Source organism: Nocardia cerradoensis NBRC 101014, from assembly GCF_000308535.1.
GTDB lineage: Bacteria > Actinomycetota > Actinomycetes > Mycobacteriales > Mycobacteriaceae > Nocardia > Nocardia cerradoensis.
Window position 1 is genome coordinate 33,273 of sequence record NZ_BAFW01000016.1, and the last position, 12,883, is coordinate 46,155.

At 69.2% G+C, this 12,883-nt stretch carries 9 protein-coding genes; 3 read left to right on the forward strand and 6 right to left on the reverse strand.

Annotation, left to right across the window (positions count from 1 at the left end):
* Positions 1-8 precede the first annotated feature (8 nt).
* Complete coding sequence (locus ON23_RS03485) at positions 9-1,787, reverse strand: ABC transporter ATP-binding protein (RefSeq protein ID WP_039776273.1); 1,779 nt, start codon at positions 1,785-1,787, stop codon at positions 9-11.
* Positions 1,788-2,075: 288 nt separating this feature from the next.
* Between ON23_RS03485 and ON23_RS03490 the strand changes: the two genes are divergently transcribed.
* Positions 2,076-3,338 (forward strand): diguanylate cyclase domain-containing protein, encoded by a 1,263-nt coding sequence (locus tag ON23_RS03490; protein WP_063821213.1) that lies wholly within the window; start codon positions 2,076-2,078, stop codon positions 3,336-3,338.
* A gap of 16 nt (positions 3,339-3,354) precedes the next feature.
* Here the strand turns inward: ON23_RS03490 and ON23_RS03495 are convergent, their stop codons facing one another.
* The 4 genes from ON23_RS03495 to ON23_RS03505 form a co-directional block, all read right to left on the reverse strand.
* Positions 3,355-4,560 (reverse strand): FAD-dependent monooxygenase, encoded by a 1,206-nt coding sequence (locus ON23_RS03495; protein WP_039776275.1) that lies wholly within the window; start codon positions 4,558-4,560, stop codon positions 3,355-3,357.
* Between the two features lie 105 nt (positions 4,561-4,665).
* Positions 4,666-5,004 carry a hypothetical protein gene (locus tag ON23_RS38405; RefSeq protein ID WP_167331838.1) on the reverse strand — a complete coding sequence of 113 codons (339 nt, stop codon included), beginning with the start codon at positions 5,002-5,004 and terminating at the stop codon, positions 4,666-4,668.
* A 132-nt stretch (positions 5,005-5,136) separates the two neighbouring features.
* A complete protein-coding gene (locus ON23_RS03500) occupies positions 5,137-5,598 on the reverse strand; it encodes an iron chaperone (protein ID WP_051041925.1) in 462 nt (153 codons plus the stop codon).
* A gap of 27 nt (positions 5,599-5,625) precedes the next feature.
* Entirely contained in the window at positions 5,626-5,973 is a 348-nt protein-coding gene (locus ON23_RS03505) for a VOC family protein (RefSeq protein ID WP_039776332.1), read from the reverse strand.
* 135 nt (positions 5,974-6,108) lie between these two features.
* On the opposite strand from ON23_RS03505, the gene ON23_RS03510 reads away from it, so the two are divergent.
* Both ON23_RS03510 and ON23_RS03515 read left to right on the forward strand, forming a co-directional pair.
* Complete coding sequence (locus ON23_RS03510; RefSeq protein WP_245555901.1) at positions 6,109-8,871, forward strand: ATP-binding protein; 2,763 nt, start codon at positions 6,109-6,111, stop codon at positions 8,869-8,871.
* Between the two features lie 199 nt (positions 8,872-9,070).
* Positions 9,071-11,698: a helix-turn-helix transcriptional regulator gene (locus ON23_RS03515; RefSeq protein ID WP_039776336.1), complete on the forward strand. Its 2,628-nt coding sequence runs from the start codon at positions 9,071-9,073 to the stop codon at positions 11,696-11,698.
* A 274-nt stretch (positions 11,699-11,972) separates the two neighbouring features.
* Here ON23_RS03515 and ON23_RS03520 read toward each other — a convergent pair whose 3' ends face one another.
* The gene (locus tag ON23_RS03520; protein ID WP_039776277.1) at positions 11,973-12,791 is read right to left on the reverse strand and encodes a class I SAM-dependent methyltransferase; all 819 of its coding nucleotides are present in this window, start codon (positions 12,789-12,791) and stop codon (positions 11,973-11,975) included.
* Positions 12,792-12,883 lie beyond the last annotated feature (92 nt).

The following is a 12,883-nucleotide window of genomic DNA, read 5'->3' on the forward strand; positions in this document are numbered from 1 at the left end:
CCGCCGATTCACACCTTCGCCCCCACCAACTGCCGATAGTCGGCATTGCGGGCGACCAGTTCGTCGTGCGGGCCGCTGTCGACGATCCGCCCGTCCTTCAGGAACAGGACGGTATCGGCCTCGCGGATGGTGGACAGCCGATGGGCGATCACCAAGAGGGCGCATTCTTTTCGCACGTTCCGGATGGTGACGTTGAGCGCCTTCTCGGTTTCGGCGTCGAGCATGGCGGTGGGCTCGTCGAGCAGCATCAGGACCGGGCGGCGGATCAGCGCCCGGGCCAGTGCCACGCGTTGCCGCTCGCCGCCGGAGAGCAGAACGCCGTGCTCACCCACCGGAGTGTCCAGGCCGCGGGGTAGCCGGGCGAGCAGATCGGCCAGACCGGCGAGCTCGGTCGCGCGTCGTAGATCGTCGTCGCCGAGGCCCGGTTGCCGATAGGTCAGATTGTCGCGGAGACTGCCGAACAGCAGCGGCGCGTTCTGCTCCAGCAAACTGATCTCCGAGCGCCACAGCCGGCGTGGCCGACCGGCGTAGGACCGGCCGCCGAGCAGAATGTCGCCGGTGTCCGGATTGTAGAACCGGCTCACCAGGGAGAGTACGGTGGATTTTCCGGCACCCGAGTGGCCGACCAGGGCCACATGTCCCCGCGGAGGTACCGAGAAACTCACGCCGTGCAGAATCGGCCGCTCGTCATAGGAGAAACGCACGTCCCGGAATTCGAGTGCGGGATGTCCGTTCTCCGAGTAGGGCTCGATCACCGAACCGGCCGGTTCGAGGCCGTCGTGAGCACTCTCGTCGACATCCTCGGCCGGCAGGCTCAGTGTCGACTCGATCCGGCTGAGCGCGCCCAAGGCCTTCTGCAAACCGACGGAGCCGTTGAACAGATCGCCGACCGGAATCAGCAGATTCATCGCGAGCAGCATCATCGTGACGAGACTGCTCAGCTCCATCTGATGATTCGCCACCCGCACGCCGCCGACCAGCAGGGACACCACGAACGATCCGGTCACCGCCAGGTGCATCGCCGGATTTCCCAGCGCCTTCAGCCGGGCCGCGCGCACGCCGGCGGCGAACGCCGCACCGGCCAGCTCGGTCAACCGCTCGTGTTCGCGGTCCTCGGCATTGTTGACCTTGACCGTGCGCACACCGTTCAGCGCGCGCTCGATATCGGCCGACAGCGCGCCGACGCTCTCCTGCAATCGAACCGAAGCCACCTCGATTCTGGTCATGACCAGCAACATCGCCCCTGCGGCAACACCCACGGTGACGAAGACGATCGAGAACAACAGCCAGTCGAGATAGATCATCACCGCCACGGTGCCGACGAGTGTGATTGCGCCCGTGACTATTTGGACGAGACTGCTGCCGACGGCGTTACGGATCACGGTCGAATCGAGCGTGACCCGGGAAATGAGATCACCGACCCGCTGTGACTCCAGCGTGGTAATCCGCAACCGCAGCAGATGCCCGGTCAGGCGACGACGTACGGACAGGAGCACGGATTCGCTGGATCGCTCAAGAATGTAGGTGCCGCCGGTGTCGGCCACGGCATACAGGAGGTAAGCCCCCACCAACGCCGCGAGCGACCATGCGATCGTCGCGCCCGACGACGCATCTCGCACGACCTGCCCCGCCAGCAGCGGCTGCGCCAGCGACAACCCGGTGCCGACGACGAGCAGCGCCGTCGCCGCCAGCAGCGAACGACGTTGTGGTACGAGGATTCTGAGGAGCGCGCCGACCCGCCGTGGCCAGGAATCGCCCTGCCGAACCCCGCTATCGTCAGCCGACATCTTTCCCCCGTTTTCGTTCGAGCCGACCGCTCTCGGCCAGCTCAACGTATTCGCGCTCATGTCCGGGGTCGAGCCGACGGGAGAGTGCGGAAATCTCGAAGCTCGGCTCGAAGCGAGGTCGTCGGGGTTTGCCCGATCGATGCGGGCCATAGGTCCCCGCGGTAGGGCGCCGGTTCATGGCGTCGACCACACGACAGGGCGGTTCTTTCGTATGCTCGTTGTTAGCGAAAGGGGAGGGTCGTCGGTGCCGGGCCCTGCGGGTCCGGCGATGGAGGAAGGTCCTCGCGGATGGACAGGCGCGAGGCTGCCGAGTTAGCGCGGGACTGGTCGGCGGCCCTGGTCGATTGCGGTGGGGTGCCGGCGGCTCTGCCGCGCTTGCCCCAGTTGACGGAATGGATCGTCGACCTGGAAGCCGCCATGTCGGCCGAACCGTTCGATCCCTCGCCCGCGTACCGAGTCGGGGTCGAGATGGTGCGGTGGAAGCTGACCGACCCCGCCCTGATGACTCCGTCCGCGACGGTGCTGGCCTGTTTGCTGGAGCGGTCCCAGCGGCCGGATCGCACGCAGCGGTTCGGCGCCCTCCTGGGCGAACTCGGGCGCGGGTACAGCGCCGAGTTGTTGAAGGTCCACCAGGACAGCCAGGAGATAGCCGACCAGCGGTTCCGGGTGGTGTTCGACAACGCGGCGGTGGCGATCGCGCTGTACGACAGCAACGGCATCACGCTGGAAGCCAACCCGACCACGGCGCGGATGGTCGGGATGAAACCGGAGGATGTGCCGGGGGTCGCGGGGCTGGATCTGATGCACCCCGAGGATCGCGACAAGCTCCAGCAGGTGGTCGTCGATCTGTACCAGCGCCGGCACGGCACCGTGCACTTCGAAGGCCGCTTCTGCCGCCCCGACGGCACCGTCTGCTGGGGTGCGTGGACGATGACGCTGGTGCGCGGCGCGGGCGGACGTGATCTGCGCCTGCTCGCGGTCGGGGAGGACATCACCGAGCGCCGCGCGATGGAGCAGAAGCTGTGGTGGCAGGCGCGTCACGACCCCTTGACCGGTCTGCCCAACCGGCACTGCCTGCTCGAGCAGTTGGAGGCCATCGTCGCGACGGCCGGCCCCGCCGACCACATCGGTTTGTGCTTTCTCGACCTCGACGAGTTCAAGTTGATCAACGACCGCTACGGACACCGCGCGGGCGACAGCGTGCTGGCCGAGGTCGGGCGGCGGCTGGACGCGACACTGACCTCACCGTCGGTCACCGTCACCCGCATCGGCGGCGACGAGTTCGTCGCGCTGCTCGCACCGCCCTGCGACGAGAAGACCGCGCACGCCGCCGCCGAGACCATGCTCGCGACCCTGCGCGAACCGGTGCCCGTCGGTCCCTCCGATCTGCTGGCGATGTCGGCCAGCATCGGCGCCGTCGTCGCCCCGGTCGCGGGCGCGAACGCCGAGAAACTGTTGAACGATGCCGATGTGGGCCTGTACCGGGCCAAGGCCGCCGGCCGCGGCACCTGGGTGCTGCATCGCGACGAGAGCGGTCGCGCAGCCGAATAGGGCGGGCCCGTCCGGATCAGTGCCGGCCCATCGCGAGTTCCCCTCGCCGCGCGGCCCGCCACCACCGCCGTCCGGAATCGACGACGCGCCGCGACCTGCGCGCGGCGGGTATCTGCATGAGCAGATGCATCTGGTAGCGCCACGGCATCTGCAGCCCGTGCCGGACCGCCATCGCATAGGCGAACTGCACGGCATCGCGGTCGAGATACCGGTCGGCGCGTTCGAACCAGGTCATGCTGGTGCGGGCGGCGGCCTGAATCGGGCGCATCGCGGCGCGCCGTTGCGCGTCGTAATCCTCCAGCGCGTCGGCGATCTCGCCGTGTTCGTACAAACTCTGCGCGAGCACGATGGCGTCGATGATCGCCAACCGGGTGCCCGAACCGATCGTGAAATGCGTCGTATGCGCCGCGTCGCCGAGCAACACCACATTGTCGTGATACCAGGATTTGTTGGTCACCTCGGGAAAGCAACTCCACCTTGCATTTTCGGCTCGCGACTTGCTGATCAACGAGTGGCCGTCGAGCACGTGCGTGAAAATGTCTTCCAGGACACTCATATTCGCCGCGGTGTCCGGGGAATCGAATCCCAGCCCGTGCCAGGTCTGCGGTTGGCATTCGACGATGCAGGTGCTGATTCTCCCGGCGATCGACGGATAGGCGTGGAACCAGATCCAGCCGGCCGGGGTGTGTTCGAAGGCGAAGGTGAATCGGGTGAAGACCTTGTCGGTGCCGAGCCAGATATAGCGATTCTCGCCGAGGGTCACCGATGTTCCGAACCGATGATCGTCCAACTGCCGCACCCGGCTGTTCGCGCCGTCGGACGCGAGGATGAGATCGGCGTCGTCGAAGCCGGACAGATCGTGGACCTCGCGGCCGTACCGGACGTCGACGCCGAGTTCGACGGCCCGGCGCGACAGTACGTCGAGCAGTGCCGCGCGCCCCATACTGAAGCCGTAGCCCGGGAAGTACGCGGTGCGCTCGTCGCCCACGTGAATCGCCTGTTCACGCCAGAGGACCGAGCCGGCGCGCACCGCCTGCGCGCTGTCTGGGTCGTTCCGATACAGGATGTCGAGCAGGTCGTCCCAGTACACGACGCCCCAGCCGTAGGTGGAGCCGGGAGGATCTCGGTCGATCACCGTGATGGCATGGGCCGGGTCGCGGCGCTTCATCGAAATGGCGAAGTACAGTCCGGCGGGCCCGCCACCGATACACACGATTCTCATTCGGTCACCAGTTTCTGCCCGGTTGGTCGAATTCGGTGGCACGGCAACGGTATTCGATGCGGCCGAGCCCGGCACGCGGTGCGTGTCCGGGCCCGGTCATCGGCGCTAGAAGCTTCCCCAGCCGCCGGCGAAGGGGTTCCACCAGCCGGGGTTCCAGCCCCAGCCGCCCCCGTTGCCCCAACCCCAGCCGCCGTTCCCCCAGCCTCCGTGGCCCCAGCCGCCGCCGTTACCCCAACCCCAGCCGCCGTTCCCCCAGCCACCACCGTGGCCCCAGCCGCCGCCGTTACCCCAGCCGGGGCTGTCGACGGATTGGGTCGCGGAGTTGGGTGTCGCGGCAGACGCTTGCGTCGCGGCGGCGACGACCGGAACCGCGGCAGCCGCGGCTATTCCGGCGGCGGCCGCCAATCGTGCGAATTTCGAGTGTGAATTCCTTTTCCTGATCATGATAGGGCTCCAAATAGCTGTCCCGACCTGCTGGAATTCTACGCGTTTTCGGCGAATGCAAAAGTTGCCGAGACAACCTGTTTCACGATGTCGGCCCGCCGGAATGGGCAGGGGACGGCGCCGCGGATGCGTTCAGGCGGCCGCGGCGCGGACCAGGTCCGCGATCCGCTGCTCATCGGCGGCCGTCAGCGTGGTCAGTGCGTAGGTGACCGGCCACATCGTGCCCTCGTCGAGGCGCGCGGTGTCGTTGAAACCCAGTGTCGCGTACCGAGATTTGAATTTCTCGGCGCTCTGGAAGAAGCAGACCACCTTGCCGTCGCGAGCGTAGGCCGGCATTCCGTACCACGTCTTCGGGGCGAGATCCGGCGCCTCGGCGGTCACGATGGCGTGAATCCGTTCGGCCAGTGCTCGATCGGCGGGCTGCATCGTGGCGATCTTGGCCAGCACATCGGCGGTGCCGTCCGCCTTCGCGGCTTTGCCGCCGCGGCGTGCGGCGGTCTTCAGTTCCCGGGCATGCTCTTTCATCGCGGCGCGTTCCGCGGTCGAGAAGCTCACCGCGGCCGAGGTTTTCGTGGCAGAGGACTTCGTGGTCATCGTCGTCTCCGTTCGAGTGGGGTGGTTTCAGTTGTCCTGCAGCACGCCGAGCACGTTGCCGTCGGGGTCGATCACCGTGGCGACCCGGCGGCCCGCGCCGACATCGCGGATCGGTTCCCCGACCACGGCTCCGGCGGCGGTCAGCTCTGCCAGCTTCGCCTCCAGATCGGGGACCGCCCAGTAGGTGACCGGTGCGGTCATGCCCTGCGGCCCGCCGCCTGGAACCAGGCCGACGTGGGTGTCGCCGACCTCGAAGCCGACGTAATAGGCGCTTTCGGCGGTCGCCGGCACGCCCAGCAACGCGGCGTACACGGCCTTCGCGGCGGCCAGGTCGGTGACCGGGTGCAGCACGGTCCGGATGCCCAGGGTGCTCATGGAATCTCCTGTGGTTGTCGTGTTCTCGTGGTTTCCACGGTAGGAATCGCGGCGCCGCGCAACATCCGTGCCGACCACGGAATCCACCACGGATCCGGTACGTGGTGGCACCGGTACGGGCGTCAGAATGGGCACGTGTCGAAGCAGATCGCCGCCGAGATCTCGGCTCGGGAGGCCGAGGTGCTCGCCCTGGTCGGGCAGCATCGCAGCAACGCCGAGATCGCGGCCCAGCTGTTCATTTCCGTGCGCACGGTGGAGACCCACGTGTCGTCACTGCTGCGCAAGGCCGGTGTGCCCGATCGGCGGGCGCTCGCGGAACGGGCCGGCGCACTGGGTGATCGCCGACCGGCCGCGGCGCCGGTAACGGTGTTGCCCACGACCTTGACCTCGTTCGTCGGCCGGGCCCGGGAGCAGGCCGAACTACGCGCGCTGGTCGCCGCGCACCGCCAGGTGACCGCGCTCGGTCCCGGTGGTGTCGGCAAGACCCGGCTGACGCTGGCCGTCGCCGCGGAGTCGGCCGACGAGTTCGCGGGCGGAGTCTGGTTCGTGGATCTCGTGCCGGTCACCGATCCGGAGATGACCGGCGCGGCAGTGGCCCAGGCGCTCGGTATCGGCGAACAACCGGGCCGGGACCTGGACGATTCGGTGGCGGCGGCGCTGGGCGACCGGCGGCTGTTGCTCGTGCTGGACAACTGCGAGCATCTGCTGGACGGTGTGGCGCCGTTCCTGGAACGCTTGCTGGCGCGCTGTCCGGGCGTGACCGTCCTGGCCACGAGCCGGTCCCGGCTGATGGTGCCGTTCGAACAGGTCTATGCGGTGCCGCCGCTGACCCTGGCGGAGAACGCCGACGCGGTCGCGTTGTTCCTGGACCGGGCGGAGGCGCTGGGCTGGTCGGTGCCGCCGGAGCAGACCGATCGGGTCGCCGAGATCTGCGCCCGCCTGGACGGTCTGGCGTTGCCCATCGAACTGGCCGCGGCCCGGCTGCCGACCCTCGGCCTGGACGGCCTGACCGCGAGCCTGTCCGATCCGCTGCGGCTGCTCGTGGGTGGGCGCCGCGCCGACGAGCGGCACCGGTCGGTGCGGGCCACGCTCGACTGGAGTCGAGCGCTGCTGACGGAATCGGATCGCCGGCTGTTGCAGCGGGTGGCGGTGTTCGCCGGGCCGTTCACCGCCGCGGCCGCCGCCGAAGTGACGGGTGGCCCGCCGCTGACGCCGGAGGAGGTCCCGGACGGACTGGCGAGGCTCACCGAACAGAGCCTGCTCACGGTCGTTCCGGCCGGCACCGGTATCCGATATCGGATGCTGGCGACCGTCCGCCAGTACGCGCGGGAACAGCTCGACTCGCTCGGCGAACTGCCCGACATGCTCGCCCGGCATCTGGCGTGGAGTCGGGTGACCGCTACCGCACTCGCGCACCGGTCCGAAACCGATTCGTGGCGAACCGAATTCGACGGCGTGGCCGACGACCTGCGCGCGGCGCTGAACTGGGCGGCATCCGAGCCGGAGCAGCGCGCGGCGGCATCCGAGCTGGCGCTGACCCTGGCGCGAATCACCTTCACCCGCAACCTGATCGGTGAATCACAGCGGCGCTACGAGCAGGCCGCCGCGCTGACCGAGGAACCCTCGGTGGCGGTCGAGGCGCTGCGCGAGGCCGCCGCCACGGCCGGGTGCCGGCTACACGGCTCGGAGATGTATCGGCTGTACCTGGCGGCGGCCGAGGTCGCCCGAAGCTCCGGTGACGATGCCGCTGCCGCAAGGGATCTCGCGACGGCGGTGAGTACCTGCTTCCGGATGTCGGATACCTTCGACGAGCCGCCCGCGTTGCCCGAGGCCATCGAGTTGCTGGCCACGGCCCGTAGTCTGGCCGGAGACGATCCGGCTGCCGCGGCGGCCATCGCCCTCGCCGAATGTGGACTCCGCGCCGCGGAATCCGAGGGTTCGCAGGCGATCGCATCGGCCGAACGAGCGGTCGGACTGGCGGGGCGAACCGCGGATCCGCTGGCTCGCAGCGCGGCCCTGGACGCACTGGCCGCCGCCCAGTGGTGGCATGGCGACGCGGCCGCGAGCGCGGTGACGACGCGCCGCCGGGTCGAGTTGCTCGTCGCGGCGCCGCCGACCGCGGCAGGTGCGCTGGAGCGAGTCGGCGCGCTGTCCGAAGCCGCGGACAGCTGCGTCGGGAACGGGGATCTGGCCGGCGCGCAGCTCTGGGCCACGCAGCTGCGTGATCTGCCACTGCTGGCCGAACGTGGCGATCTGGCCACCTCGCGTGTCCTGGTCGCGCGGGCATTGGCCGGCGACGCGCACGCGGTGGGGGCGGACAGTCAGCGGTTCGCCGACGCCCGGGAGCTGTCCGGGCGGGCCCGCGCGCCGCAGCTGGCGGTGTCGGCGGCCGCTGTCGCGCTGATCCACGGCCTGCGCGGTGACCTTCCCGCGCAGGCTCGATGGCAGGCGAGCGCCGCCGAGCTGTCCGGGGCACCGGCAGCCTGGCGAGCGGTCTTCGCCGCCCTGCAGTCGTTGCACGCCGGGCATGCGCACCGAGCCTGGGCGGAATTGGCCACCGCACCGGACGATCTGGACCAGCAGGAGCTGTGGATCTGGCGGCACTGGTACGTGGCGCTGCGCGCCGAGGCGGCCGTGCTGGCCGGCCGGCCGGATGCGGCGACGATCCTGGACTCCGCGCGACATGCTGTGATGGGCAACCCGATCGCCACCGCGATCGTCAGCCGCGGCATCGCGCTGCTCGCCGACGATCGCCCCGCGGTGCTGGCCACGGCAGCCGATTTCGAGGCCGCGCACTGCCCCTACCAGCAGGCCCGCAGTTCGATCCTCGCTCTCGACCCCGATGGCGCGGCACTCCTGGACGCTCTCGGCCTCACTCCGGACCGCTCGCCGCTGTGAGCGTCACCCCTGCCCGATGACCATGCTCACGTAGTCGGCTACTCGTCTCGGTCTGCGGGCGTACCTGTCTTGCGACCGCCCCCGTCAAGGCGTGTAATCGATGTGGGTCGGCGGCAAGCACAATGTGGCTGAGCGGGACAGTCCGGCATCGGCGATCAGCTGAGAAAGAGGGTTTCGTTCCGTAGCAAGAGTCGAGATGATGGCGGTGTGGAAGTGGCCGTTGGTCGGAAGGGATGCCGAATTGGCATTCATCTCGGCGGCCATGCGGGGCCGAGACCATTCGCAACCCGGAGTGGTGATCGCCGGGCCGCCTGGAGTCGGTAAGACCCGGTTGGCGCGCGAGGCCCTGGCCAAGGCCGTCCGCAGCGGTGCCCGGGAGCGCTGGGTGGTCGGCACCAAGTCCGGCCGGTCGGTACCGCTCGGCGCACTGTCCAGACATCTGCAGGAAGACGGCGCGGCGAGCGAACCCGGGCGGCCGGCGATTCCCGCCGCACGCGCACTGGCCACACGCATCGAGGGCCGCCGCGTAGTGGTCGGCGTCGACGACGCGCATCTGCTCGACGAACAATCCGCGATGGCGGTGCAGCAGCTGGTGCTGACGGGCACCACGCCCGTGGTCATGACCCTGGGGACCACGGAACGGGCACCGGATGCGATCACCTCGCTGTGGAAGGACGGCTACCTCGAGCGGCTCGACCTGCTACCACTATCGCTGCGGGAGGTCACGGCTCTGCTGGAAACCGTGCTGGGCGGCGAACTGGAGCGTTCGAGTGCCGAGCGCCTGTGGCGACTCGCCGGCGGCACCGTCTTGTTTCTGCGGCTGCTCGTCACCGCCGAACGTGAGGCGGGCCGGCTGCGACTCGATTCCGGTGTGTGGCGATGGTCCGGAGACATCGGGTTACCCACCACCCTGACCTGTTTGATCGAAGCGCAAATGGGCGCCCTCGACCCGCTCGTCCGCGAGGTCGCCGACATCCTTGCGATCGAGGAACCACTCACGGTGAGTGCCTTGGAAGAACTCGCGGGCCGGCGCGCGATCGAACAGGCCGAGGAACGCGGGCTGGTGACGGTGCAACTCAGGGATGGGCAAGGTATGTCCGTGCGCCTCGCCCATCCTTTATACGGCGAGGTCCGGCGCGATCGAACGGGGACACTGCAGGCCGTTCGCCTGCGCGGAAGAATCGCGCAGGCACTCGCCCGGCCGCCCTACACCTCCGCCGCCCGGTTGCGGGCGGCCGTCCTGACCATGCAGTCCGACCTCCCACCGCAACCGGCGCTCTTCCTCGACGGCGCGCGCATCGCCCTGAGCCGCGGGGATGCGAAATTATGTGCGCAGCTCGCCGGTGCGGCCGCGACCGCGGGCAGCGGTCTTCCGGCGCGATGGTTGCGGGCGCACGCGTTGGCGATGAACGGGGACGGCGCCCAGGCAGAGCACGAGCTCGCGGCGTTGGCGGAGGTGGGAGACGACGCTCAGCGTGCGCGGGTCGCGATCGACCGCGTGACGAACATGTTCTGGAGCCTGGGCCGGGTCGGTGACGCGGAGCGGATCCGGGCGCAGGCACGGACGTCGATCACCGATCGTGACGCACAGCAGAGCTTGATCGCGCTCGGCGCTGTCCTCGATTTGTGCCGGGCCCATCCACGGGTCGCGGCCCGGGCGGCGCGAGGAGTTCTCGACAGCGGCTGCGCGGACCCCGCCGCCGTCGCGCCGGCATGCTATGCCCTTGTCGGCGCACTCGGGGTCCTCGGTAGAACGGACCGGATCGGTCCCTTCGCCGACCGCGGTGCCATCGCGGCGCGCAGTCACGAGACGAGTATCTTGCCGATCGCGGTGCATATGGAGCATGTGCATGCCCTGGTCAACGCCGGATATCTGCATCGCGCCCAGGCATTGGCCGCCGACGTCCGTGCGATGGCCGCCGACGCTCCGGCCCCGATCCGGACCGCGGCGATGTTCGTGGACGGGCGGGTCGCACTGCGCTGCGGTCGCCTCGCCGAGGCGCTGCGCGCGCTCCGCGAGGCGACCTCCGGCCTGGGTGGGCGCGACGCGTTCGGAATGCGATATGCCTGTCGCGTCGCGCTCGCACAGGCATTCGCGCTCACCGGTGACGCCGGCGGGGCGGCGGAGGCGATGGCGGGCGCCGAGGCCGCCCGGCACCCGGGATACTCGTTCCTCGACCCCGAGTTGATGCGGGTACGGGCATGGGTGGTGGCGACAGGGCAGCAGCAGCCCAGCGCCGGCGCGATCGCCATCGCGCACGAGGCAGCGGACCTGGCCGCGAAGAATGCCCAGCTCTCACTGGAAGTCCTCGCACTGCACACAGCAGTCCAATTCGGCGATATCTCCTGTGCCGAGCGGCTGTCGCGCCTGGCGTCCTCGGTGGACGGTCCACGAGCACCCGCCGCGGCTCGTCAGGCCGCTGCGCTCACCGACCGCGACGGGGCCGCGCTGGATGAGGTCTCCGCCGAATTCGAACGATACGGCGACCTGCTGGCCGCGGCGGATTGCGCTGCGCAGGCGGCGAGCGCCCACGCGTACCGCGGGATGCGGGTTTCCGCGCTCGCATCGGCGGCACGCGCTCGCCGGATCGCCACCGAGTGCGGGGCGCGCACACCCGCCATCCGGGCGATTACCGCGATCGACGCCCGGCTCACCGACCGGCAACGCGAAATCGCGACGCTCATCGGACAAGGCCTGACGAATCAGCAGATCGCGGACCGGCTGATCGTGTCGGTGCGCACCGTGGAAGGCCATATCTATCGCGCCGGCCGGCAACTCGGGGTCAATACCCGTGAGGCACTCGCCGCCATCGTCTGCGGACGGTGACCGACCGCCCTGGGCGGCCGGCGCACGGGCCCGGATCGACGTCGCGTACTCCACTGCCGTCGCTGAGGTAGTCCACTACGTGCGCCGTCGTGGTCGGCCGGGTCGAAAATCGACGGTGACACCCGTGGCGGATGAGGGTCGGGGGATCGGTTCCTCCGCCACCTGCAGTGGAGCGCGGGATCGTCCGCGTCCTCTCCTTCAGCGTCCGGAGTGATCGCCCTTGCCCGACAGGTTCATATCGCGTTACCGGTGTGACTCACGGCTGCGCTGTGACTTATGGCTGCGCTGCGGCACGGGCGAACTGCGCATGCGTCGTGGTGGGCCGCACGAGCGAACCGAGCGGAACGTGGTAGGCGAGCGCGAAGGGGATCGGACCGCACAGGCCACGGCCGGCCGGCAGCCGCAACTCGCTCACCGCGCTGATCGCCGGGTTGCGACGCGGCAGTCGCGCGGCCTGACGCGCCGTCAGGTGGAACGGCATGGGCGGCCGCGGGGAGTCGCTGTCCTGGTGCGAGCGCCTGCGCAACCAGCCCGGAATCGTGTCGAAGACCATCTCCCCGCCCGGAAAGGCGTGCGCACACCTATCTATCAAGCCGAGCGCGTCTGCGGGCTGCAGGTACCCCAGCAGTCCCTGCGCGGTGATCAAGATCCCGTCTTCGGCATCGACGCGCCCGATCCAGCGGGTGTCCAGTACCGAGCATCCCATCACCTCGGCGCGAGCGTCTTTCGGCATGACCTGCTCACGGACCCCGATGACTCCGGGCAGATCCACCGACAGCCAGCGCAGCGAATCGGAGTTGCTACGCCAGAATCCGGTTTCGAGCCCGTCGCCCAGCGCCACGACGACACCTCGCGGATGCCGGCGGGCGAAGTCGGCGACGGCACGATCGAAGCACAGTGGCCGCAGCGCGTGCGATTGCCGTATCCGCCCGAATTCACCGAAGTCGTAGTCGATTCGCCGATACGCCTGAATCGCGACCGGATCGACGATCAGTGGGCGCGGCCGCATCGCCGCATGTGCGCGGTCTCGCAACGTCCACAGAGTCGTCGCCGAGATCTGATCGAGGGTCACCGTCACCTTCCGTTCGGACATGAGTTCCTCGCTGGTGCAATCAGGCCGTCGGTTTCGGAGTATTCCACATTCGCTGAACGCGCGACCTCGCGACGGTGCTCGTTCCGATGCGA